We start from the raw sequence: 22,405 nt of genomic DNA, 5'->3' as shown, positions 1-22,405 counted from the left end.
ACGGGACAGCACCATCTGTTCGGGCTGTCCCTGCGGCTCAGGCCCTGGCCAGGCTGCGCAGCCAGCTTATCTCGTCACTCCAGATCGTCTCGTCTATGGTCTCGAGGATAAGCGGAATGCCATCGAAACGGTGGTCGTTCATGATGTGGTGGAATACCGCCTCCCCGAGATTCCCCTCCCGCAGGCTGTGGTGGCGATCGACCCGACTACCGAAGGTACACTTGGCCCCGTTGATATGCATCCCCTTGAGGTACTCAAAGCCCACGATGCGGTCAAAGTCGGCGAACACGGCGACGCAGGACTCCGGGGTGCGCAGATCGTAGCCGGCGGCGAAGGCGTGGCAGGTGTCAAAGCAGACGCCGACCCGGCTCTTGTCCTCCACCCCCTCAATCAGGGTGGCCAGGTGCTCGAACGACCAGCCGAGGTTGGTGCCCTGGCCGGCGGTGTTCTCGATCACCGCGGTAACCCCTTCGCTGCGTTCCAGCGCCCAGTTGATGGACTCGCTCACCAGTTTCAGGCTCGCCGCCTCGGGGATCTGCTTGAGGTGGCTGCCGGGGTGAAAGTTCAGATAGCAGAGCCCGAGCTGCTCGCAGCGTTTTATCTCGTCCAAAAATGCATCCCGTGACTTGGCCAGGGCATCGGGATCGGGGTGGCCCAGGTTGATGAGATAACTGTCGTGGGGCAGGATCTGCTCGGGGCGAAAGCCCCCCTTGTCGCAAGCCTGCTTGAAGGCGCGGATGCTGGCCTGCGACAGAGGCGCCGCCTGCCACTGGCGCTGATTCTTGGTGAACAGGGCGAAGGCGTTGGCCCCGATAGCCTGGGCACGGGCTATGGTGTTCTCCACCCCGCCAGCCGCACTGACGTGGGCGCCGATAAATTTCATCTTGTCTCCTCTGCGCGTTGCCATGTCCCCTCCCCGAACGTTGTAGGCGCGGGACAAGGTACATGGTGATTGGGCGTCATTATGCCCAAGCCCGCCCCTTGCGCCAAACCGGGGTTGTCGAGATGACCCTGGCCATCTCGGCCACCTCTCTTGATCTCCCCTCCCACTTGTCGCTCTCCTTCTCCTGGTTAGGCCTTGTGGCATGCAGGTACCGCTGGCTTTGCTGACGAATATCACTGGCCCATGTTTTCTGTGCCATCAACCCGACCACCGGCTGGTCTGTGGCCGCCAACAGCAATAACTGGCTGGTATGCGCACGCTCCGATGACCAAAGGAGAGCATGAACCTCTCTGCCAGCACCAGTAACAGCGCATGTTGTTTTGCATGCGCAGCCGTGAACCAGTAGACACCTTCCATCTCGGCGGGAACAGGGCAAGGCTGCGGGTCATGGCGTTCAACCTGAGCAGATTGTGCCTGTGCTCATTGGATGGGGTTGGTGAGTGGCATGTGAAATTGCCCTGGGGCGATAACAAAAGATGGCGCCCACGGGCGGGAACAAGAGCTCAAGAAATCTGAGTGATGTTCGGGAGCTTGCGTACAAGAGACAGACCCCGAGGCTGGCCTTGTTTATTGGTGCATTCGCTGCTGAAATGGCCCCCTTCATCGAGAAATGGCAAGGATCCATCATGATATTGGAAGTCGCCCCGCTGCAGATCATCCCGGGCCAGGCTGCCGCCTTCGAGCAGGCATTCGAGCAGGCCCAGCGCATCATCAGCACCCAGCCCGGTTACGCCGGTCACCAGTTGCAACGTTCACTGACCGATCCCCACCGCTACCTGCTGCTGGTGAACTGGCAACGGCTCGAGGATCATACCCAGGGATTTCGCGGCTCCCCTCAATACCAGCAGTGGAAGGCGCTGCTCCACCACTTCTACGATCCTTTCCCCACTGTGGAGCATTTTCAGGCCGTACAACCGTGATCAGCCAAGGATGAGCTTGGCCGATCACGGTTGCGGCATCACACCACCCCGTCGGCCAGCCGCTCGGCCCTGTGTGCGATCTGCGGCTCGGCGAAGGTGGACTGGGCCGCGATCAGCTGCAACTCGTAGGCCTCCGCCTGCCAGGTATGCCGCAACACCGCATCGACCGCAGCGTTGGTGCGCTCGAAGGCGGCCACCGCATCAAACCCCGCCTGCAGGTTGGCCAGCATCAGGGCGCTGATGAGATCCCCCACCCCCACCGGTTGACGGGCAAATTCATAGAGCGGACGGGCGATCAGGTAATCCCCTTGGGGGGTAGCCAAGAGCATCTCGAAGCGACCCGGTTCGCGGGCGGCACGCCCCAGATGCTTGACCAGCACCATCTTCACTCCTCGGGCCAGCAGCTGATGCGCCGCGGCGCGCGTCTGGACCAGATCCGCCAGGTGGGTATCACACAGAGTCTCCAGCTCCAGCAGGTTGGGGGCCATTATGTCCGCCACCGGCAGCGCTTGCTCGGTGAGGAAACGGGTCACGCCGGGGGCGACGATACACCCCTTCTCCGGATGGCCCATGACGGGATCGCAAAAATAGATAGCCGCCGGATTGGCCGCCTTGACCGCAGCCACCACGGTCAGGATCTCGTCCCCCTGCTCCGCCGAACCCAGATAGCCGCTCAGCACGGCATCGCACCGCCCCAGTACTTCTATATCCCCCAGCCCCTTGCACAGGGCGCTGATATGGCCGGCGGGCATTGCCATTCCCTGCCAGCCTGCCGCGTACTGGGTATGATTGGAAAACTGCACCGTGTTGACGGGCCAGACCTCCATGCCGAGACGGCGCATGGGGAAGACGGCGGCGCTGTTGCCGGCACAGCCAAATACCACGTGGGACTGGATAGAGAGAATGCGTTTCATCGACACCACCACTGAAGAAGCATGAGGAAAGCGGGCAATATATCGGATGCAGAGCAGGCTCTGCCAGTGATTCCCGGTAACCCTCACCATTTATGCGGCGAAATGACCATTCCATGGAGTGTTACGCCAACGTCCTCCACCCTTGTTAACCTGGCAAACCAGAACCGTCTCGGTCTCGTCGGTGTGACATGGCTTCTTCATACTCTTGTCTGATGGCATATGAGGGCGTTTTTAATACAGGCAGGCGGATGGCGGGAAAAACACCGAGGAAGAGCGACGAGGCGTGGATAGCACTGAGCCCGAGGCCGATGACCCCGGGCTTTGTAGTTAAGGCTTAAGGCCTGGCGAAGTGATAGACCCAGCCTTCGTCCAGGGGGAAGTCGGGGGGCGCAGAGACAAGATCCGGCAGGGAGGCGACCGCCCCCCCGGCAGCATATTGCAGCGCCATCAGGGCGCAGAGGGCGGCGTCGTAGCGATCCGTCCCGGCCACCACATCAGCCGGCAAGGAGGCCACTATCTCCTCCCTGGCAGGTGAAGCCTTGCCTGCCACCTTGGCAAGAGCCGGATAGACCTCCAGCACGGCGCGCTCGGCCCGGGGCTGTAACCTGGGCACAAGCTGCAGACCCCCAAGGCGCGGCAGCATGGAGAGCGCCAGGGTGGCGTTGTTGCCGAGTCTGTCGAAGGTGGCCGATAGCGGCTTCTTGCCGTATTGCTGATGCAACCAGCGCTCGCAGTCCCGATAGGCATAGGGGTTGTCTATCTCCCGCTGGGGCACGGCGCATTCGACGCCCCTCCCCGCCAGCAGCTCGCCGAGGGCACGGGGAAATGCCAGCGGGGCGTCGATGCCGAGTGCCAGTCGCGGGCAGGCCAGCGCCTGCATCAGCGCCATCTCGTCTTGCAGCGCCGGACGCAGCAAGGCATCCAGATCCGGCGCCACCCTGGAGCTCAATCGAAACAGAGGGGAGACCCCGAGCCAGTGCAACTGCTGCGTGCGGCTCTGCCAGCCCACCACGGCCACCGCCTGGGCATTGCCCTGCCAGCCCCTTACATCCCAACCGATGCCGATCGCATCCATGTGTTCCGTTGTCATGCCCCTGTCACCTTTGCGCACTATTGATGGAGCACAGGGTAATGGCTGCGCCTCCTAAAGCAAGGTCAGGCTCCCCTCCTAGAAGGATTTCTTGAAATTGATGAGGGGCAAGATGGGGAAGATGCCGTTCTCGGCGTAGTTGGCGAGGCCTATCTGCAGACCATCAAGGTGTTTTGTGGCATTGATGAAACCAAGCTGGAAGGTGGTGCGCTCGGCATAATTGACAAAGCCGACGTTGGCCAAGGCATTGCCTTGGGCGATGTTGACCGCCCCCCAGTTCAGCCCCTGCACATTGTTGGTCAGGTTGACGAAGCCCAGGTTGACCCCGGTGTCCTGCCCCTCATGCCAGTTGACGGCATTGATGGCGACCCCGCCGAACTGATGGCGCACCCGACCAGCGCCGAAGAAGATGCCGAGCTGCAGACCGGTGAACTGATCCACGTCGGAGAGTGCGAACACCGGCAGGTCAATGCCCTTCACCTGGCCGGTGCGGCCATACAGGAAGGAGGCGCGTGCGCCTTCCACCTGGTGGGACGAAGGCAGGTTGATGCCGGGCAGGGAGATCTGGACCGGAGTGCTGGCCTGGGCGGTGCCGGCGAGGGCCAGCGCGGAGCAACCGAGCAGCAGGGCGAGAGGGTTCATCGGGATTCCTTGGCAGTCTGAATGACGTGCCAGCCTACCAGCGCGGCGCTGGCGGGACGAGCGTGCACCAGGCCCCGTGCGTCACCTCTCGTCTGACCCCACTCCCGGCGAGGAACGCTGACAAAAAAATTCAAACAGAAATTAACATTTATGTCATTTACACCAAACCGCATTTGATTGCAGAATGCTCAAACGTGTGTTTGAACAGAGCAAACAACACGTGAACATGGATGACGAGTTGTACCCACTCTGGGCCAGTTGGCTCATAACAATACAGTTCAGCCGAAATGGAGACGCATGATGAATATGGACATACTCAAGAGCTTTACCGAGCAGATGCAAGGCTTTGCCTCCCCCCTCACCCGCTACAACCAGTTGCTGGCCAGCAATATTGAACAGCTGACCCGGTTGCAGCTGGCCTCCGCCAACGCCTACGCCGAACTGGGCCTCAACCAGTTGCAGGCCGTGAGCAAGGTGCAGGATACCCAGAGCCTGGCCACCCTCGGTACAGTGCAGCTGGAGACCGCCAGCCAGCTCTCCCGCCAGATGCTGGACGACATCCAGAAGCTGAGCGCCCTCGGCCAGCAGTTCAAGGAAGCGCTGGATACCCTGACCGCGGACGGCATCAAGAAGAGCACGGGCAAGGCCTGATAACCCCTGGCTGCCCGCTCGGGCAGCCACATCTCCCCACGACTCGACGGTGCGGGCTCGTTCCCGCCTCGGGTGTGGGTGAAGGAGAGCACATGAGCCAACCATCTTATGGCCCGCTGTTCGAGGCCCTGGCCCACTACAATGAAAAGCTGCTGGCCATGGCCAAGGCCCAGACAGAGCGTACAGCCCAGGCCCTTCTGCAGACCAATCTGGACGATCTGGGCCAGGTGCTGGAGCAAGGCAGCCAGCAACCCTGGCAACTGATCCAGTCTCAGATGAACTGGTGGCAAGATCAGCTCAAGCTGATGCAGCACACCCTGCTCAAGAGCGCAGGCCAGCAGAGCGAGCCGGTGATCACCCCGGAGCGCAGCGATCGCCGCTTCAAGGCCGAGGCCTGGAGCGAGCACCCCCTCTATGACTACCTCAAGCAGTCTTACTTGCTCACCGCCAGGCACCTGCTGGCCTCGGTGGATGCCCTGGAGGGCGTCCCCCAGAAGAGCCGGGAACGGCTGCGTTTCTTCACCCGTCAGTACGTCAACGCCATGGCCCCCAGCAACTTCCTGGCCACCAACCCGGAGCTGCTCAAACTCACCCTGGAGTCCGACGGCCAGAATCTGGTACGCGGGCTGGCTCTGCTGGCCGAGGATCTGGAGCGCAGCGCCGATCAGCTCAACATCCGCCTGACCGACGAATCCGCCTTCGAGCTCGGCCGGGATCTGGCGACCACCCCGGGCCGGGTGGTGCAGCGCACCGAGCTCTATGAGCTCATTCAGTACAGCCCGACCACCGAGACGGTGGGCAAGACCCCGGTACTGATCGTGCCCCCCTTCATCAACAAGTACTACATCATGGACATGCGGCCCCAGAACTCCCTGGTGGCCTGGCTGGTCGCCCAGGGCCAGACGGTGTTCATGATCTCCTGGCGCAACCCGGGGGTGGCACAGGCGCAAGTCGATCTCGACGACTACGTGGTGGACGGGGTCATCGCCGCCCTGGACGCCGTGGAGGCGGCCACCGGCGAGCGGGAGGTGCACGGCATCGGTTACTGCATCGGCGGCACTGCCCTCTCCTTGGCCATGGGCTGGCTGGCGGCGCGGCGCCAGAAGCAGCGGGTGCGCACCGCCACCCTGTTCACCACCCTGCTGGACTTCTCCCAGCCCGGGGAGCTTGGCATCTTCATCCACGAGCCCATCATAGCGGCGCTCGAGGCGCAAAATGAGGCCAAGGGCATCATGGACGGGCGCCAGCTGGCGGTCTCCTTCAGCCTGCTGCGGGAGAACAGCCTCTACTGGAACTACTACATCGACAGCTACCTCAAGGGGCAGAGCCCGGTGGCCTTCGATCTGCTGCACTGGAACAGCGACAGCACCAATGTGGCGGGCAAGACCCACAACAGCCTGCTGCGTCGTCTCTATCTGGAGAACCAGCTGGTGAAGGGGGAGCTCAAGATCCGCAACACCCGCATCGATCTCGCCAAGGTGAAGACCCCTGTGCTGCTGGTCTCGGCGGTGGACGATCACATCGCCCTCTGGCAGGGCACCTGGCAGGGCATGAAGTTGTTCGGCGGGGAGCAGCGCTTCATCCTGGCGGAATCGGGCCACATCGCCGGCATCATCAACCCGCCGGATGCCAACAAGTACGGCTTCTGGCAGAGCGAGGCCGAGGCCGAGAGCCCGGAGAGCTGGCTTGCTGGGGCGAGGCACCAGGGCGGATCCTGGTGGCCCGAGATGATGGGCTTTATCCAGAGCCGTGACGAGGGGTCGGAACCCGTTCCCGCGCGGATCCCGGCGGAGGGGCTGGCCCCCGCCCCCGGCCATTATGTCAAGGTGCGGCTCAACCCCGTGTTTGCCAGCGCTACCGAGGAGGACGCCGCATGAGCCCACAATCCCTTGAAATAGGCCAGAAGGCTCACCTGACCAAGCGGTTCGGGGCGACGGAGGTGGCCGCCTTCGCCGCGCTCTCGGAGGATTTCAACCCCTTGCACCTGGATCCGGCCTTCGCCGCCACCACGGCGTTCGAGCGCCCCATCGTCCACGGTATGTTGCTCGCCAGCCTCTTCTCCGGGCTGCTGGGCCAGCAGTTGCCGGGCAAGGGGAGCATCTATCTGGGCCAGAACCTCAGCTTCAAGCTGCCGGTCTTTGTCGGGGACGAGGTGACGGCTGAGGTGGAGGTGATTGCCATGCGGGACGACAAGCCCATCGCCACCCTGGCCACCCGCATCTTCACCCAAGGCGGCGCCCTCGCCGTGACGGGGGAAGCGGTGGTCAAGCTGCCTTGAGCACCGACGGCACACAGACACAATCAGCCCGGCCCTCGCCGGGCTGATTGTTTGCCGCGCTCCGTTCCCCTTTTTCGGGACAATTGAGCCCTGGCCCTTTCCCTGCCCCGCCTAACTGCCTAAAATGGCCGCCCTGCCGTGTAGGCATTCATCCAGCTAGAGGATTTCCCATGGAGACGTTTCTGCTCGAAGGTCACCCCTTCGTTGCCTTGTGTGACCTGATCAAACATCAGGGTTGGGCCGATTGTGGCGGTGCCGCCAAGGCGCTGGTCGCAGAGGGTCTGGTGGAAGTGGACGGTCAGGTCGAGACCCGCAAGCGCTGCAAGATAGTGGCCGAGCAGGTGGTCAACTTCAACGGCATGAAAGTTGTGGTAAAGGAAGGTATCAGCCCCGAGATCCTTTAAGTCTCGCGGCCTGATCCTCAATGGCACCAGAGCCCGGCCATCGGCCGAACCCTGACGCCCAGCAGGGGCTGCCTAGCTGGCCTTGATCGACAGGGTCAGCACGAAGCGCGCCATCGCCTCATCCCCGTTGAGCGACGGGCAGGTGGCCACCACCTGGATGGGGCGGTTGATGCGCTGCCCCGTCGCCAGGGACTCGTCGATCATGGCGTCGATGGCCTCCCCGGCCGCGCAGTCAAACTGCACGTCCCCCTCGGGGCGCTTCAGAAACTCCCCCTGCACATCCTTGAAGGCAAAGTGCACCTTCTTGCGCCGTGCCCGCCCCTTCTCCATCACCAGCAAGCCCCCCACCAGATCGGCGCCGGTGGCGAGCGCCCCGAAGTACATGCTGCCCAGGTGGTTGCGGGTGCGCCAGCCCAGCGGAATGCGGATGCGCAGCGCCTTGGCGTTCATCTGCTCGATGACGGGGGCACAGAATCCGATGACGGGAATATAGCGCCAGGCGAACAGGCGCAGTGCCAGATTGGCTTTGAAGCGTTGCAGGTCCATTGCAAACTGATCCGATGAGTGAGTGTGAACGAAATGTTGCCAGTCCCCACCCCAATAGACAAGCCTCCATTGCCGTCCTTGTGAGGGCGATCGGCTCCCGGGTGCATTTGAAAATCACATGATGGGCGCCGTTGCATTCGATGGGGAGAGACTGACCCTGACATCCTCGCCTAAGGGGTGCCATTCCCCCTTAGTGCCAGACATTTTCTTCATTAAGAATCCATATGGCACTTTCATTACACTCCTAGCCGGATGAAAGCTAACGATAAATGGGATTGCCCAGGCGCTAGTTCACCCTCTCGCCAGCGCCACTGAGAATAATCGCAGTAACGAAATACCTCCCCCCTCGCTAGGCTGTTGCTGGCCCGGAAGTAGCCACTCGGCACCGGGTCAACCCGTTTACCAATCTCACCATAAGGATAGAGAGATGAGTCACGTGCAACAGTTGTTCAACGGGGGCGAGAGCGCCGGTACTTTCCTGCTCAACTTCAACAACAACCGTGCCTTTGAGCTGTTTGGCCGGGAGTACCTCAAGTGCTATGCCAACCTCAGCACCAAGGGCAAGATGAGCAAACCTCTGCCCACCGGGCCGCTCAGCTACGCCGTCGACTTCGCCATGGATTGCGGCTGCAGCTCTGTGCTGATCGATTTCAACCTCGCCTACAAGAAGACCTTCGGCAACCAGGCCCAGGCTCCCCTGTGGCGCGAGTCGGACTACGAGGCCGAGATAGTGCTCTGCCAGCTGATGCGCGAGGCCCCGGCCAGCCGCCTGAGCAACCATGATCAGTTCGCCGAGGCCGAGGCCTTCTTCAACGACGTCAACCTGCCCACCACAGCCAAGAATGTGGGGAGCGATCCCTATGCCGACAAGGACGGTCTGGTGGAGTTCATCGTGGCCAACGAGCTGCTGGACGATCCCGCCGTCATGGCCAAGCTGGCGGAGCAGAAGGCCTACCTCATCGCCATCACCTCAGTGGTCACCGCCTACATCAACCGCTACGCCGAGGCCTATGGCGAGCAGTACAAGACGGACGCGGATCTCTGGGCCCGTGCCCTCTCCAAGATCCCCCTGATGGGGCCGAGCAAGATAGATCAGCAGAGCTACAGCCGCCACATCAAGGGGCTCAGCATCGCCACCGACTTCATCAACTTCATCATGGACGTGGTGGTGAGCCAGGGCACCACGGCGCTGGCGAGCTTCAACAAGTTCCTGCAAAAACAGGGGGATGCCATCCGCTTCGGGGTGAAGAACAACAAGGACTTCTACAAGACCATCACGGTCGGCATCACGGTGGAAGTGTTCAAGGTGGGCAGCGAGCTGGTCTATGTGCCGAAGATCAAGCAGTACCGCATCAATTTCGACCGCCAGAACAGCAAGTTCACCTCCGCCTGTGCCAGCGCCGACTTCGTCGACATCCACTTCAACTACCTCTATGCCGCCAACGTGTTCGACTACGAGGCCTTGAAGGATCCGGAGATCAAGCGCGACTTCGACAGCTTCATCCAGAAGCAGCGCAAGGCCCAGATCGAGGAAGCCGATACCTTCTTCAACGACGACTTCCCGCCCCTGCAACCCAAGCAGATCGCACGGAGCAAGGCCACGGTCTGATCCTCCCCAATAACAAAAACAACACAGCCGGCATCTGCCGGCTGTTTTTATATGAGGAACCTCAGGCCCGTTTCTCTTCGAGCCAGGCCCCCTGACTCTGCATCTCGAACAGCTGGGCGTAGTGGCCCCCCAGCGCCATCAGCTCCCCATGGGTGCCGCGCTCGCTGACCTGGCCGCGGGAGAGCAGCAGGATCTCGTCCGCATCCACTATGGTGGAGAGCCGGTGGGCGATGGCGATGGTGGTGCGGCCACGGCGCGCCGCCGAGAGCGCCTGGGAGAGCGCGAGCTCGGTCTGGGAGTCCACGCTCGCGGTCGCCTCGTCCAGGATGAGGATGCGCGGATCCCCCACCAGGGCGCGGGCAAAGGAGAGCAGCTGGCGCTGACCGGCGGAGAGGTTCTTGCCCCCCTCCTCCATCAGGGTCTCCAGCCCCTGTGGCAGATGGCGCACGAAGGCGGCCAACTGCACCTCCTCCAGGGCCTGCCAGAGCCGCGCCTCATCGATGCCGTCACGGCCGAGGCGCAGGTTGTCTGCCAGGGTGCCGACGAAGATGAAGGGATCCTGCTGCACCAGGCCTATGCTGCGGCGCACCGCCGAGAGCGACAGCGCGCTCATGGGGTGATCATCGAAACGGATGCAGCCCTGATCCAGCGGATAGAAGCCCATCAGCAGGCTGATGATGGTGGACTTGCCGCTGCCGGTGTGACCCACCAGCGCCAGCATCTGGCCGGGACGGGTGGCAAAGCTCACCTCCTGCAGCACCGGCTGCTGGCCATCGTAGGAGAAGCTCACCCGCTCGAAGCTGACCCGCCCCTGCAACGCAGGACTCTCGCCTTCGGTGCTTTCGCGGGTTTCATCGAGCAGGGCGAAGACCCGCTCCCCCGCCACCATGGCCTGCTGCAGCTGGTTGAGCTGGTTGGTCATCTCGATCAGAGGCTCGATCATGCGCCCCAGATAGCTGATGAAGGCGTAGAGCACCCCCACCTGGATGGCGCCGCCCGTGCTCAACCCCTCGTGGGCAAACAGGGCCAGCAGGCCGATGAGCACCATCATGTAGAAGAGATCGATGAGGGGACGCAGCAGTATGCCGTTGATCTTGAGGCTCTTGATCCTGGCCTGCCAGTGCTGCTGGTTCACCTCGGCAAAGGCATTGGCGAAGTGGCGCTCCTGCACCATGGCCTGAATGACCGGCATCCCCTGCAGGGACTCGTTGAGCCGGCTGTTGATGTCGGAGAGCAGGCTGCGGGTCGCCCGCACCACGGGCACGCTCAGTTTCTGATAGAGCCACATCACGGCTCCCACCGCCGGCAGCAGGGTGGCACACACCAGCATCAGGCGCAGATCCAGCAGCGCCATGGAGATGAGGATGCCGCACAGCAGCACCACCTTTTGCACCAGCAACCCTATCACCTGCACATAGAGGTTCATGATCGCCTCTGTGTCATTGGTGATGCGGGAGATGAGGGAGCCCGAGCGATGCTTGTCGAAATAGCGGGCCGGCAGCCGGATGGCGGTGGCAAACACCTGCTCGCGAAGGGTCTGCACCACCGCCTGGGCGATGCGGTTGAAGCGCAGGGATTGCAGGTAAAAACCCGCCGCCGAGAGCACCTGAAGGCCGAGATAACCGGCGGCAAGAGCGGCGATGTCGGGCCACACCAGCTGGCGCGGCGCCAGATAGTCGTCGATGAAGAGTTTGATGAGCAGGGGCCCGGCCACTTCGGCGCCGGTGGCCAGCAGCAGGCAGATGCCCGCCTGCACCAGCCAGCGCGGGTAACGGGCGCAATAGGCGAGCAGCCGTTTGATGGTCGGGTTCACAGACTTGCCTCCAGCACAGCACTCTCAGGGAATTGACTCTCTTTGCACCCTTCTCCCCTTGCGGGAGAAGGGTTGGGGATGAGGGGAACCACTCGTCTCATCATCGAACTCACAGGCTCTCCTCCACGTCTTGTTCCAGGCGCTGATAGCGCACCATGTCCGCGTACCAGCCGTTGTGGGCCATCAGGGCACCGTGGGCACCGCGCTCGCTGATGGCTCCCTGCTCCAGCACCAGGATCTCGTTGGCCTGCTCCACCGCCGTCATGCGGTGGCTCACCAGAATGAGGGTCCGTCTGTGGGCCTTGAGCGCCAGCAGGATCTGCTGTTCGGTGTGGGCATCCACCGCCGACAGGGCGTCATCCAGTACCAGGATGGGGGCATCCAGCAGCAGGGCGCGGGCAATGGCGAGGCGCTGCTTCTGGCCGCCGGAGAGGGTCACCCCCTTCTCCCCCACCTCGGTCTCATAGCCTCTGGGGAAACGAACTATGTCTTCGTGGACGCAGGCGATGCGCGCCACCCGCTCTATCTCCTCCTGGCTGGCCTCCGGCTTGCCGAGGGCGATGTTGGCGGCGATGGTGGTGGAGAAGAGGAAGGGCTCCTGGGGCACATAGGCAAACTGGTTGCGCAGGGTGCCCAAGGGCAGCTGATCGATGGGCACGCCCCCCATGGTAATGGCACCGGCCGTAGGATTGGCCAGCCGCATCAAGAGCTTGAGCAGGGAGCTCTTGCCTGCTCCGGTGCGCCCCACCACCCCCAGCATGCCTCCTTGTTGCAGGGCAAAGTCGATGCCCGCAAGCAGGCTGCGCTGCTCCAGCCGATAGCCCAGGCCCCTGGCCTCAAGGGGCAGAGCCGAGACAAAGGCCGCAGGCCGGGCGGGCTCTTCGATGTCGCTGCGCTCACTCAGCATGCTCTCGATACGGGAGTAGGCGGCGCTGCCCCGCTCTATGATGTTGAACAGCCAGGCGATGGCAAACATGGGCCAGATCAGCTGACCCAGGTACATGGTGAAGCTGGTGAGCTCCCCCAGGGTCAGCTTGTCTTGCAGCACCAGGGCGCTGCCGCCGGCCACCGCGAGGAAGTAGGAGCAGCCGATGCACAGGTAAATCACGGGATCGAACTTGGCATCGATGCGGGCCACCGCCATGTTGCGCTCTCCCGCCTGACGGGTCAGCTCGGCGAAGCCTTGATCCTCGAGGGACTCCACCGCATAGGACTTGAGCACCCGCACCCCGGAGAGAGCCTCCTGGGTCTTGTTGTTGAGCCGGGAGAAGGCCCCCTGCGCCGCCTTGAACTCCTTGTAGATCTGGGTGCCAAAGCGGTTCATGAAGAAGGCCATCACCGGCAGCGGCAACAGGGAGAGCAGGGTCAGCTGCCAGGAGTACTGGCTGCACATGATGGAGAGCACCAGGATCCCGACGATGAAGGAGTCCACCAGGGTCAGCACCCCCTCTCCGGCCGTCATCTCCACCGCCTGGATATCGTTGGTGGCATGGGCCATCAGATCGCCGGTACGATGGCGCTGGTAAAAGTCCGGGCTCATGCGGGTGAAGTGGGTAAATAGCCGGTTGCGCAGCACATAGGCGAGCCGGTAGGAGGCCCCGAACAGCATGACCCGCCACACATAACGCAGCAGATAGATGATCAGGCCGAGGCCAAGGAGCCCCGCCAGATAGCCCATCAGGGTACCGTCATCGAGCTCCCCCCTGGCGATGCCATCCACTACCCAGCCCACCACCTTGGGGGGGATCACTGTCAACAGGGCCACCATCATCAGCAGGGAGATGGCCATCAGATAACGCCGCCACTGATCCTTGAAAAACCAGCCAAGCCGCAAAAATACGCTCACAGTAAAGTCCTTGCTCGCGGCACAGCCGGCGCCGCGTGGTCATAGAGAGAAGCTCAATACAATCGCCCCCGAGGTGGGGGCGATGGGAGTGGGTCATCATAGCCTGAAGCGGACGACTTGAGAACGATTGCTATCTCACCGGTTCACAGCCGCTTGTCGGGGGGCGAGAACGGGAAGGCGACCGACTCCTGCTGCTCGCCGGTCAGCAGGAAGTGGGAGACCTCCTCCCGGGTCTGGATGAAGACCTGCTGCAACTGGGTCAGTTCGCCCTCGCTCAGCTCCTCTTGCAGCCGCAGCCGCCACTCCAGCTCGCCAGCCAGCAGTTGCAGGCGGGAGGCGGAGATGTTGGCCGACACCCCCTTCAAGGTGTGCAGCAGGCGGCAGGCCACTTCGGGCTGCTGGCGGCGCAGGGCGGAGCGAATGTCCCACAGATCGTCCTTGTGCTCGGAGAGGAACAGCTTGAACAGGATCTGCAGCGCCTCCCTGTCCTGCTCCAGCCGGTGCAGGGCATCCTCCAGATCCAGCACCCCCATCAGATCCGGCGGCTTGACCTCGGGCGGCGCCCGCCGCTCGCCGCTGGCGCTCTTCACCCACTGCAGCAGGTTGTTGTAGAGATCCAGCTTGCTCACCGGCTTGGTGACATAGCCGTTCATGCCGACCCCGAGGCAGCGCTCCCGGTCCCCCGGCATGGCGCTGGCGGTGAGTGCTATGATGGGCACATCGTGTTTGTCCACCATCTTGCGGATCTGGCGGGTCGCATCCAGGCCATCGAGCACTGGCATCTGCAGATCCATCAGGATCACGTCAAAGGGCTGCTCCGCCACCTGCTCCACCGCCTCGCGCCCGTTGTCCACCACGGTGACCACCGCCTCGACCCGGCGCAGGTACTCCATGATGAGTTGCTGGTTGACGCGGTTGTCTTCGGCCAGCAGCACCCGGGTCCCGTGCAGCAGCTCCCGAAAGTGCTGCTGATCGCCCTGCGCCTCGGCCTGACGAACCTTGCTGTCATGAGAGCTGCCGTTGAGCAGCTCGTCCACCTTGGCCAGCAGGGCGTTCTCTGTCATGGGCTTGGGCAGGAAGTGGGTCAGCCCCATGCTCTCCATGCGCCCGTGCAGCCCCTCCCTGGACCAGGCGCTGGTCATCAGTATGGGCAGACGCCGCCACTGGCTGTGCTGGTACATCTCGAGGGCGAGATCCAGACCGTCCTCCTGCCCCATGCGCCAGTCGAGGATGGCAAGCCGGATGTGGTGGCCCTCCTCTCGCAGCACCTGGCGGGCACGGGAGAGGCTGTTGACCGCGATCACCGAGGCACCGGCCCGGCCCAGGATGTCCTTGGCGAGCTCAAGCACCAGTTCGTTGTCATCCATCATCAGGATGAGGGGCTGGTGATCGAAGAAGACCCGGCGCCCGGAGACCCCGTAGACAGCCTGGGACAGGGGGATCTCGAACAGGAAGGTGGAGCCCACCCCGGGCTTGCTCTGCACCTTAATCTCCCCCCCCATCAGCCCCACCAGCCGCTGGGAGATGTTGAGCCCAAGCCCCGAGCCGCCATATTTGCGGGTGTTGCCCGCCTCCAGCTGGGTGAAGGGCTGGAACAGCTGCGCCTGTTTCTCCGGCGCTATGCCGATGCCGGTGTCCCGCACGCTGAAACAAACCCGCATCGGGTATTGATTGACTAGAGTGATGGCCACCTCCACCTCCCCCCGTTCGGTGAACTTGATGGCGTTGTTGACCAGATTGACCAGCACCTGACCGAGTCGCAGCGGATCGCCGCGCAGAAAATCGGGCACCGCAGGCGACTTGTTGATGATGGCCTCGATCTGCTTGCGCTCCGCCAGGTCCGCAAACATGGCAGCCAGGGAGTCGAGCTGCTCGCTGAGATCGAAGTCGATCTCCTCGAGCGTCAGCTTGCCGGACTCCACCTTGGTCAAATCCAGGATGTCGTTGATGAGCAGCAGCAAGGTATCAGACGATGACTTTATCTTGTTGAGATAGTCCCGCTGCTGCTGATCGAGCTTGGTCTGCAGCGCCAGGGCACTGAAGCCGATGATGGCATTCATGGGGGTGCGGATCTCGTGGCTCATGTTGGCCAGAAAATCGCTCTTGGCCTGGGCCAGCAAGGCGGCGTGGCGGGACAGCTCACTCAGCTTCTGGTTGCGGCGCCACAGGGTCGCGGCCACCAGCGAGAAGCAGAGCAGCGCCCCCCCCAGCACCATCAGATAGAAACGACTCTTGAGGGACGAGGCCTGATCCAGCTTGCTCTGTTTCCACGCCGGCAGCGAGGACAGCCCCTTCATCTCGACGATCTGGTTACGCAGGCGATGGTACTCCATCACCTGCTGATTGAGCTCCTGGCTGAGTCGGGTGAGGGCCAAGACCTTGGGCTGCCCGGGGGAGGTCTCCATCAGCCGCTGTTGCAGTTGCTGCAGTTGACGCTGTTCGCTTGTGTCCCAGCTGCGCCTGAGGTAGTGGCTCAACCGGGCAAGCTCGGTAAGATCGCGGGATTGCTCGGCCCCGGCCGGCAGCGTTGCCAGCAGTGCCTTGAGCTGGCTCTGGAAACGAGGCGCCAGGTATTCGATGGTCATCTCCATGGTGTAGAACCTGGCGAGATCCAGCAGATAGCTATCGATGTCCCGTTGCAGCGCCTGGGAAGCGGGATCATCCACAGAGCCCGGATCTTCGCGCACCTGGCTCACGAAGCGATCCAGGCTGCTCGACAGCAGGCTGAGGCGCTGCTGTACGCTGCCATCGCTGGCCTTCTCTCGTCCCAGCAGATACACGGTGTCGGTATTGACCCGGTTGAGGACCAGCTCTGCGGCCACGCTCAGATCGGAGGCGCGTTGTTGCTGGCTCAGCAACTGCCAGCAATAGGCAGAAAACGCCAGCAGCGATACGATGATAAGGCCAAAGACAACACGATTGACCCGTGCAACACTCTTCATCCCGTCACGATTCTCATGTCATGGTCAGCCATCCGGTGACTCAGGGTCACGACCAGACAGCCGAGTGTGAAAAACAACTGAGCGCTATGTTACCGTTAGTCTGCTCTGTGAATGCAATAAAGATGTTGCCGGGCCATGAATAAAGGAACCAATTATGTCACTTGTCACTACCTATTGTAGCCATTGCTTCACCCGCAATCGCCTGCCCGCCGAAAAAACAGACTCAAACGCGAAGTGTGGTCGCTGCCACCAACCCCTGTTTTCCCACGCCCCGGTGTCGGGCCGCATGGCGCACTTTGATGCCCTGATCCAGTCCGACATGCCGGTGGTGGTCGACTTCTGGGCCAGCTGGTGCGGCCCCTGCCTGCAGTTCGCCCCCGTTTTTCAAGAGACAGCCCGGGAGCTCGAGCCCCGCATCCGCTTCGTGAAGCTCGACACCGAACAGGAGGCCGCCATCGCCAGCCGCTACGCCATTCGCAGCATCCCGACCCTGATGATCTTCCAACGGGGCCAGATCCTGGCTCAGCGCAGCGGCTCCCTGCCAAAGAGCCTGTTCAAGGAGTGGCTGCTCTCCACCACGGCAGAGACCAAATGAAAACAGAATGTTTAATTTCTGTTTAATAGCAGATCCATTTTCACTTGACTCTGTGAGTCGCCACATGATTTGACCACATCCCCCTGTTTCACGCAGGGGGATAAATGTAATCTCGGCAACACAACAACAACCATAAATTAACCGAGAGAACAACATGCATACCTCTGCAGTCCCTTCCGCCCCTACACGCTGGCTGGACATCAAGGCCGGGATCGTCATCCTGGATCTCCTGCTGCTCTGCGCCATGCTCGCCTGGCTTCCGTTTGATCCCATGGTCAACAAAGGCCTCGGCATCCTGATCTTCATCGCCATCCTCTGGCTGACCGAGGCGGTGAACATCACCATCACGGCCTTGTCCATCCCGGTGCTCGCCACCCTGCTCGGGGTGTTTGACATGGCTAAGTCGCTGACCGACTTCGCCAACCCGGTGCTGTTCCTCTTCTTCGGCGGCTTCGCCCTGGCGGCGGCCCTCTCCAAGCAGGGGCTGGATACCCAGATCGCCGCCAAGGTGATGCAGCTCGCCAAGGGTCACCTCGGCTGGGCCGCCATAGTGCTGTTCACCATCACGGCCGCGCTCTCCATGTGGATCAGCAACACCGCCACCGCCGCCATGATGATGCCGCTGGCCCTCGGCATGCTCAAGGGCCTCGATATTCACAAGGAGCGGCGCACCCTGGTGTTCGTCCTGCTCGGCGTCGCCTACAGCGCCAGCATCGGCGGGATCGGCACCCTGGTGGGCAGCCCCCCCAATGCCATCGCCGCCGCCCAGATGGGGCTTGGCTTCACCGACTGGCTGAAGTTCGGCATCCCGGTGGTGCTCATCTTCATGCCGGTGGGCATAGGCCTGCTCTATTGGGTGACGCGTCCCAACCTGTCGCACCAGGTCAGCACGGAGCGGGTCACCATAGAGTGGACCGGCCAACGCAAGACCACCCTGCTCATCTTCCTGACCACAGTGCTGCTGTGGATTGGCTCCCAGCCCCTAGCCGCGGCGCTCGGCGGCATTCCCCAGTTCGATACCCTGATCGCCATGGGCGCCATCCTGGCCATCGCCGTCAGCCGGGTCGCCAGCTGGGATGACATCAACCAGAACACCGACTGGGGCGTGCTGCTGCTGTTCGGGGGTGGCCTGACCTTGAGCGCCATCCTGAAACAGACCGGTGCCAACGCCTTCCTGGCGGAGCACCTCTCCAGCGCGCTCTCCACCATGCCCATCTTCATCATCCTGCTCTGCCTGGCCGCCTTCGTGGTGTTCCTGACCGAGCTGGTCTCCAACACCGCCACCGCCGCCCTGCTGGTGCCGCTGTTCGCCGGTGTGGCCGAGGCGCTGGGGGTCTCCCCCATAGTGGTGTCTGTGCTGATCGCAGTCGGCGCCTCCTGCGCCTTCATGCTGCCGGTGGCAACCCCGCCCAACGCCATCGTCTTCGCCAGCGGTCATATCCAGCAACGGGAGATGATGCGAGCCGGTCTGGTGCTGAACCTGGTGTTTACCCTCATCCTGACCCTGCTGGCCTATTTCTTCGGCGATATCCTGCACTGATCCCCGGCCAGGCTGATGGGCCTGTGGATGCTGACGGAGCAAGCCCCTGAGCCGTCGAACACCCCAAGTCTGTTGACACACCAGAGCCCCGCACCGTCGGGGCTCTGTTTATTCCTCCCTCTGGTGATTCCCCCAGCCTCTCGCTCTCTCCTTGCCACTGGCCCTGCCCCTGTGGCGCACCTCAGGTCATTAACACGGCCTTAAGAAAGTGCCTCCATGATGCGGACAATGGCACTCCGGCAATCGGCGCATGGAAAGCCGGGATGGATCACAACGAGAGGAAAACATCATGGAGAAAGCGATGGGAAGCAGCAAGGCCATCAGGGTCTGGGATCCCCTGATCAGGGTGTTTCACTGGGCCACCGTCCTGCTGTGCGTGCTCAACCTGTTCATCCTGGAGGAAGGCAGACGCAATCACCGCTATGTCGGGTACGCCTTGGCCGGATTGCTGGTGCTGCGCATCCTGTGGGGATTGGTCGGCTCCGACTACGCCAGGTTTGCCCAGTGGTTTCCGACTCCGGCCCGCCTGGGCCGCTACCTGCAGGCCAGCTGGCAGGGCAAACACCCCTATCATGCCGGCCACAATCCGCTGGGCGCCTTGATGATACTGATGATGTTGACCTGCCTGGTGGGGACAGCGGTCACCGGGATCATGACGGGGTACGAGCAGCTGTTTGATGAAGACCTCATGGAAGAGCTCCACGAGTTCTTTGCCAAGGCGCTGCAGATAGCCATCTTCATCCATGTGTTGGCGGTCATCGTCCTCGATCGCCTGACCCGGGGCGATCTCATCAGGGCCATGATCACCGGCAGGAAGCGCGTGCCAGCCGGCACCGAGATCGTCGACAAGCGTTGAGGCCTCCTCGACCAGATGACATAAAAAAACCCCGCGATGCGGGGTTTTTTCATATTGGGTGTGCTCAGCCGACGTTGCAGCTCTTCAATTTCCAGATCCGGTCCACGTAGTCCTGGATGGAGCGGTCGGAGTTGAACTTGCCCATGGTGGCCGAGTTGATGATGGCCTTCTTCGCCCACAGCGCCGGATCCCGATACCAGGTATCGATCAACTTGTGCGCTTCCGAGTAGGAGGCGAAATCGGCCAGGGTCAGGTAGGGATCCCCTCCTTCCAGCAAGGAGCGCTTGATGGAGGCGAGTTCGCCCGGACGACCCGGCGTGAAGTAGTCGGTGTCGAACCAGTCCAGCACCGCCTTGAGCTCGGAGTTGGCGTAGTAGAAGTCGTACGGGTTGTAACCGCGCGCCTTCAGGGACTTCACCTCGTCCACGTTCAGGCCGAAGATGGCGCAGTTCTCGGCCCCCGCCTCTTCGGCGATCTCGATGTTGGCGCCGTCCAGGGTGCCTATGGTGATGGCGCCGTTCAGTGCCATCTTCATGTTGCCGGTACCTGAGGCTTCATAACCTGCGGTGGAGATCTGCTCGGAGACATCCGCCGCCGGGATCAGCTTCTCGGCCAGGCTCACGCGGTAGTTCGGCATGAACACCACTTTCAGCTTGCCCTGGATGCGGGCGTCGTTGTTGACCCGCTCAGCCAGCTTGTTGATGGCGTAGATGATGTCCTTGGCCAGCTTGTAACCGGGCGCCGCCTTGGAGCCGAAGATGAACACCCGCGGGTGCATGTCATAGTCGGGGTTCGCCAGCAGACGACGGTAGAGCGCCATGATGTGGATGAGGTTCAGCTGCTGGCGCTTGTACTCGTGCAGACGCTTGATCTGGACGTCGAAGATCGCCTCGGCCGAGACATCGATGCCGGTTTCCGCCTTGATGACCTTGACCAGCTTCTCCTTGTTGTGACGCTTGATGGTCATGAACTGCTGCTGGAACGCCTTGTCGTCGGCAAACTTGGTCACGCTGCGCAGCTTGTCCAGCTGCAGCGGCCACTCCTTGCCCACCACCTCGTTGTAGAGAGCGGCGAGCTCGGGGTTGCAGGCCAGCAGCCAGCGACGGGGTGTCACGCCGTTGGTGACGTTGCACATCTTCTCGGGCCACAACTCGGCATACTCGGGGAAGAGATCCTCTTTCACCAGCTTGGAGTGGATCTCGGCCACGCCGTTCACCTTGCAGGAGCCGATGACGCACAGGTTGCCCATGCGCACCTTGCGCACGTCCCCTTCTTCGATGATGGAGAGCTTGGCCTTGATGGCGTCGTTACCCGGCCACTTGGGCTCCACCAGCTCGTTCAGGAAGCGGGCGTTGATCTCGTAGATGATCTCGAGATGACGGGGCAGCACCTTCTCGAACAGGCTGACGGACCACTTCTCCAGTGCTTCCGGCAGCAGGGTGTGGTTGGTGTAGGAGAAGACCTGGTAGCAGATGGCCCAGGCGGTATCCCAGTTCAAGTCTTCCTCGTCCACCAGCACCCGCATCAACTCGGGGATGGCCACGGTCGGGTGGGTATCGTTGAGCTGGATGGCAATTTGCGCGGCAAAGTTGCGGAAGTCCGAACCATGGACCCGCTTGTAGCGGCGCATGATGTCCTTGATGGAGCAGGCACAGAAGAAGTACTGCTGGATCAGGCGCAGCTCTTTGCCTGCATCTGTCTCGTCATTCGGGTAGAGCACCTTGGAGATGGTCTCGGCCTGGGCCTTCTCGGCCTGGGAGTCGATGTAACCACCGGCGTTGAACACGTCCCAGTCGAAGAACTCGGAGGCGCGGGATTCCCACAGGCGCAGGATGTTGACGGTGTGACCGCCAAAGCCGACCACAGGAATGTCCCAAGGCACCCCTTTGATCTTGCGGCCGGCGTGCCACACCTTCTTCAGGCCGCCCTTGTCACCGAACACGGTCTCCACGTAGCCGTAGAGCGGGATCTCCTGCACCGACTCGGGGCGGCAGATCTCCCAGGGGTTGCCATATTCACGCCAGGAGTCCGGGCGCTCGATCTGGCGGCCATCCTGGATCTCCTGACGGAACAGGCCGTGCTCGTAGTGGATGCCATAGCCCACCGCCGGGTAATTCAGGGTGGCCAGGGAGTCGATGAAGCAGGCGGCCAGACGACCCAGGCCGCCGTTGCCAAGGGCCATGTCCGGCTCTTGTTCGCACAGATCGGTCAATTCCAGACCGAGTTCACCCAGGGCCTCTTCGCAGATCTTGTACAGGGAGAGGTTGTGCAGGTTGTTGGAGGTCAAACGCCCCATCAGGAATTCAGCAGAGAGATAGTGAATCGCACGAGTATCTTTCTTGAAGTGAGTCTGCTGAGTGCGGGTAAGGCGCTCGTACACCTGTTCGTTGACGGCGGCAGCGGTCGCTTTCCACCATGCTTCGGGAGAGGCTTTCTGTTCGCTTGTACCCAAGGTAGAACGCAGGTGACGCACGATACTCGCCTTGAGCTGATCTTTATCCAGTTGGAGATCCTGGTCTGTCTTCTTCTTGGTAGCCATAAACCATTTTCCTTCGTTACAAATAAAAAATGTTATCCCCTTGAGGGACCGGCGCTGTTGTTATCTCAGAATATGTTCCGGCGTGGGCATACTAGCTAAAGCCGGGGGTTTAAAAGTTAACGTGAGTCACACTTTAACGCATAAAAATGACAGTTTCACCATGAAAACCCTTTCCTATATCTCGCCTGAACAAAATAAAAATAACCTTAAAAATCAAAACATTGAGTGAAATTAAAAAAGATGGATTCATGAATAGGTTTTCAATGATTGCCAGCGG

General features: G+C 61.8%; 18 protein-coding genes. 9 read left to right on the top strand and 9 right to left on the bottom strand.

Translation table 11 applies throughout. From position 1 onward, the window contains the following. Positions 1 to 37 precede the first annotated feature (37 nt). The gene (nfo, locus tag ACB039_RS08570) at positions 38 to 883 is read right to left on the bottom strand and encodes a deoxyribonuclease IV (RefSeq protein ID WP_005324932.1); all 846 of its coding nucleotides are present in this window, start codon (positions 881 to 883) and stop codon (positions 38 to 40) included. 686 nt (positions 884 to 1,569) lie between these two features. Between nfo and ACB039_RS08565 the strand changes: the two genes are divergently transcribed. Further along, positions 1,570 to 1,863 (top strand): antibiotic biosynthesis monooxygenase, encoded by a 294-nt coding sequence (locus tag ACB039_RS08565; protein WP_218409860.1) that lies wholly within the window; start codon positions 1,570 to 1,572, stop codon positions 1,861 to 1,863. A 38-nt stretch (positions 1,864 to 1,901) separates the two neighbouring features. Here ACB039_RS08565 and pdxY read toward each other — a convergent pair whose 3' ends face one another. From pdxY to ACB039_RS08550, 3 genes are all read right to left on the bottom strand, one after another. Continuing rightward, a complete protein-coding gene (gene pdxY / locus ACB039_RS08560; protein ID WP_371165500.1) occupies positions 1,902 to 2,777 on the bottom strand; it encodes a pyridoxal kinase PdxY in 876 nt (291 codons plus the stop codon). 334 nt (positions 2,778 to 3,111) lie between these two features. Then, entirely contained in the window at positions 3,112 to 3,867 is a 756-nt protein-coding gene (locus ACB039_RS08555) for a DUF429 domain-containing protein (protein ID WP_371165499.1), read from the bottom strand. 78 nt (positions 3,868 to 3,945) lie between these two features. Next, a complete protein-coding gene (locus ACB039_RS08550) occupies positions 3,946 to 4,509 on the bottom strand; it encodes a VC2662 family protein (protein ID WP_005324927.1) in 564 nt (187 codons plus the stop codon). Positions 4,510 to 4,809: 300 nt separating this feature from the next. Between ACB039_RS08550 and ACB039_RS08545 the strand changes: the two genes are divergently transcribed. From ACB039_RS08545 to ybcJ, 4 genes are all read left to right on the top strand, one after another. Next, positions 4,810 to 5,160, top strand: coding sequence for a phasin family protein (locus ACB039_RS08545; RefSeq protein WP_371165498.1), 351 nt, complete (start codon positions 4,810 to 4,812; stop codon positions 5,158 to 5,160). A 92-nt stretch (positions 5,161 to 5,252) separates the two neighbouring features. Next, a complete protein-coding gene (locus ACB039_RS08540) occupies positions 5,253 to 7,037 on the top strand; it encodes a class I poly(R)-hydroxyalkanoic acid synthase (protein WP_226172696.1) in 1,785 nt (594 codons plus the stop codon). Continuing rightward, positions 7,034 to 7,438 (top strand): MaoC family dehydratase, encoded by a 405-nt coding sequence (locus ACB039_RS08535; RefSeq protein WP_042649100.1) that lies wholly within the window; start codon positions 7,034 to 7,036, stop codon positions 7,436 to 7,438. Before ACB039_RS08540 ends, ACB039_RS08535 begins: the two co-directional genes overlap by 4 nt. 170 nt (positions 7,439 to 7,608) lie before the next feature. Next, on the top strand, positions 7,609 to 7,842 hold the full coding sequence (gene ybcJ / locus ACB039_RS08530; protein ID WP_005324920.1) for a ribosome-associated protein YbcJ: 234 nt from the start codon (positions 7,609 to 7,611) through the stop codon (positions 7,840 to 7,842). 72 nt (positions 7,843 to 7,914) lie between these two features. On the opposite strand, the gene ACB039_RS08525 is transcribed toward ybcJ, so the two are convergent. Next, positions 7,915 to 8,388, bottom strand: a complete 474-nt coding sequence (locus ACB039_RS08525; protein WP_371160267.1) for a DUF4442 domain-containing protein — start codon at positions 8,386 to 8,388, stop codon at positions 7,915 to 7,917. 427 nt (positions 8,389 to 8,815) lie between these two features. Here ACB039_RS08525 and ACB039_RS08520 point away from each other — a divergent pair, with 427 nt between their 5' ends. Continuing rightward, complete coding sequence (locus ACB039_RS08520) at positions 8,816 to 9,997, top strand: hypothetical protein (RefSeq protein WP_371165497.1); 1,182 nt, start codon at positions 8,816 to 8,818, stop codon at positions 9,995 to 9,997. A gap of 61 nt (positions 9,998 to 10,058) precedes the next feature. Here ACB039_RS08520 and ACB039_RS08515 read toward each other — a convergent pair whose 3' ends face one another. The 3 genes from ACB039_RS08515 to ACB039_RS08505 form a co-directional block, all read right to left on the bottom strand. Further along, a complete protein-coding gene (locus ACB039_RS08515; RefSeq protein WP_371165496.1) occupies positions 10,059 to 11,810 on the bottom strand; it encodes an ABC transporter transmembrane domain-containing protein in 1,752 nt (583 codons plus the stop codon). Between the two features lie 109 nt (positions 11,811 to 11,919). Then, positions 11,920 to 13,656 (bottom strand): ABC transporter transmembrane domain-containing protein, encoded by a 1,737-nt coding sequence (locus ACB039_RS08510; RefSeq protein ID WP_371165495.1) that lies wholly within the window; start codon positions 13,654 to 13,656, stop codon positions 11,920 to 11,922. Positions 13,657 to 13,799: 143 nt separating this feature from the next. Further along, the gene (locus tag ACB039_RS08505) at positions 13,800 to 16,598 is read right to left on the bottom strand and encodes a response regulator (protein WP_371165494.1); all 2,799 of its coding nucleotides are present in this window, start codon (positions 16,596 to 16,598) and stop codon (positions 13,800 to 13,802) included. A 154-nt stretch (positions 16,599 to 16,752) separates the two neighbouring features. Here ACB039_RS08505 and trxC point away from each other — a divergent pair, with 154 nt between their 5' ends. The 3 genes from trxC to ACB039_RS08490 all read left to right on the top strand — a co-directional run bounded on the left by trxC (position 16,753) and on the right by ACB039_RS08490 (position 19,589). After that, positions 16,753 to 17,193, top strand: coding sequence for a thioredoxin TrxC (gene trxC / locus ACB039_RS08500; RefSeq protein ID WP_371165493.1), 441 nt, complete (start codon positions 16,753 to 16,755; stop codon positions 17,191 to 17,193). A gap of 154 nt (positions 17,194 to 17,347) precedes the next feature. After that, positions 17,348 to 18,733, top strand: coding sequence for a DASS family sodium-coupled anion symporter (locus ACB039_RS08495; protein WP_371165492.1), 1,386 nt, complete (start codon positions 17,348 to 17,350; stop codon positions 18,731 to 18,733). Positions 18,734 to 19,034: 301 nt separating this feature from the next. After that, positions 19,035 to 19,589 (top strand): cytochrome b/b6 domain-containing protein, encoded by a 555-nt coding sequence (locus tag ACB039_RS08490; RefSeq protein ID WP_005323528.1) that lies wholly within the window; start codon positions 19,035 to 19,037, stop codon positions 19,587 to 19,589. A 64-nt stretch (positions 19,590 to 19,653) separates the two neighbouring features. Here the strand turns inward: ACB039_RS08490 and ACB039_RS08485 are convergent, their stop codons facing one another. Beyond that, positions 19,654 to 22,128, bottom strand: coding sequence for a glycogen/starch/alpha-glucan phosphorylase (locus ACB039_RS08485; protein ID WP_171276242.1), 2,475 nt, complete (start codon positions 22,126 to 22,128; stop codon positions 19,654 to 19,656). Positions 22,129 to 22,405: the final 277 nt, after the last annotated feature.

Source organism: Aeromonas sp. S2(2024), from assembly GCF_041402505.1.
In the GTDB taxonomy this organism is placed as follows: domain Bacteria; phylum Pseudomonadota; class Gammaproteobacteria; order Enterobacterales; family Aeromonadaceae; genus Aeromonas; species Aeromonas media.
The sequence above is the reverse complement of the archived record's forward strand: the minus strand, read 5'-3'. Positions and strand labels throughout refer to the sequence as shown.

Bases quoted from the DNA above. Each gene is read 5' to 3' on its own strand.
- nfo (WP_005324932.1), bottom strand. From the start codon at position 883: ATGAAATTTATCGGCGCCCACGTCAGTGCGGCTGGCGGGGTGGAGAAC.
- ACB039_RS08565 (WP_218409860.1), top strand. From the start codon at position 1,570: ATGATATTGGAAGTCGCCCCGCTGCAGATCATCCCGGGCCAGGCTGCC.
- pdxY (WP_371165500.1), bottom strand. From the start codon at position 2,777: ATGAAACGCATTCTCTCTATCCAGTCCCACGTGGTATTTGGCTGTGCC.
- ACB039_RS08555 (WP_371165499.1), bottom strand. From the start codon at position 3,867: ATGACAACGGAACACATGGATGCGATCGGCATCGGTTGGGATGTAAGG.
- ACB039_RS08550 (WP_005324927.1), bottom strand. From the start codon at position 4,509: ATGAACCCTCTCGCCCTGCTGCTCGGTTGCTCCGCGCTGGCCCTCGCC.
- ACB039_RS08545 (WP_371165498.1), top strand. From the start codon at position 4,810: ATGAATATGGACATACTCAAGAGCTTTACCGAGCAGATGCAAGGCTTT.
- ACB039_RS08540 (WP_226172696.1), top strand. From the start codon at position 5,253: ATGAGCCAACCATCTTATGGCCCGCTGTTCGAGGCCCTGGCCCACTAC.
- ACB039_RS08535 (WP_042649100.1), top strand. From the start codon at position 7,034: ATGAGCCCACAATCCCTTGAAATAGGCCAGAAGGCTCACCTGACCAAG.
- ybcJ (WP_005324920.1), top strand. From the start codon at position 7,609: ATGGAGACGTTTCTGCTCGAAGGTCACCCCTTCGTTGCCTTGTGTGAC.
- ACB039_RS08525 (WP_371160267.1), bottom strand. From the start codon at position 8,388: ATGGACCTGCAACGCTTCAAAGCCAATCTGGCACTGCGCCTGTTCGCC.
- ACB039_RS08520 (WP_371165497.1), top strand. From the start codon at position 8,816: ATGAGTCACGTGCAACAGTTGTTCAACGGGGGCGAGAGCGCCGGTACT.
- ACB039_RS08505 (WP_371165494.1), bottom strand. From the start codon at position 16,598: ATGAAGAGTGTTGCACGGGTCAATCGTGTTGTCTTTGGCCTTATCATC.
- trxC (WP_371165493.1), top strand. From the start codon at position 16,753: ATGTCACTTGTCACTACCTATTGTAGCCATTGCTTCACCCGCAATCGC.
- ACB039_RS08495 (WP_371165492.1), top strand. From the start codon at position 17,348: ATGCATACCTCTGCAGTCCCTTCCGCCCCTACACGCTGGCTGGACATC.
- ACB039_RS08490 (WP_005323528.1), top strand. From the start codon at position 19,035: ATGGGAAGCAGCAAGGCCATCAGGGTCTGGGATCCCCTGATCAGGGTG.
- ACB039_RS08485 (WP_171276242.1), bottom strand. From the start codon at position 22,128: ATGGCTACCAAGAAGAAGACAGACCAGGATCTCCAACTGGATAAAGAT.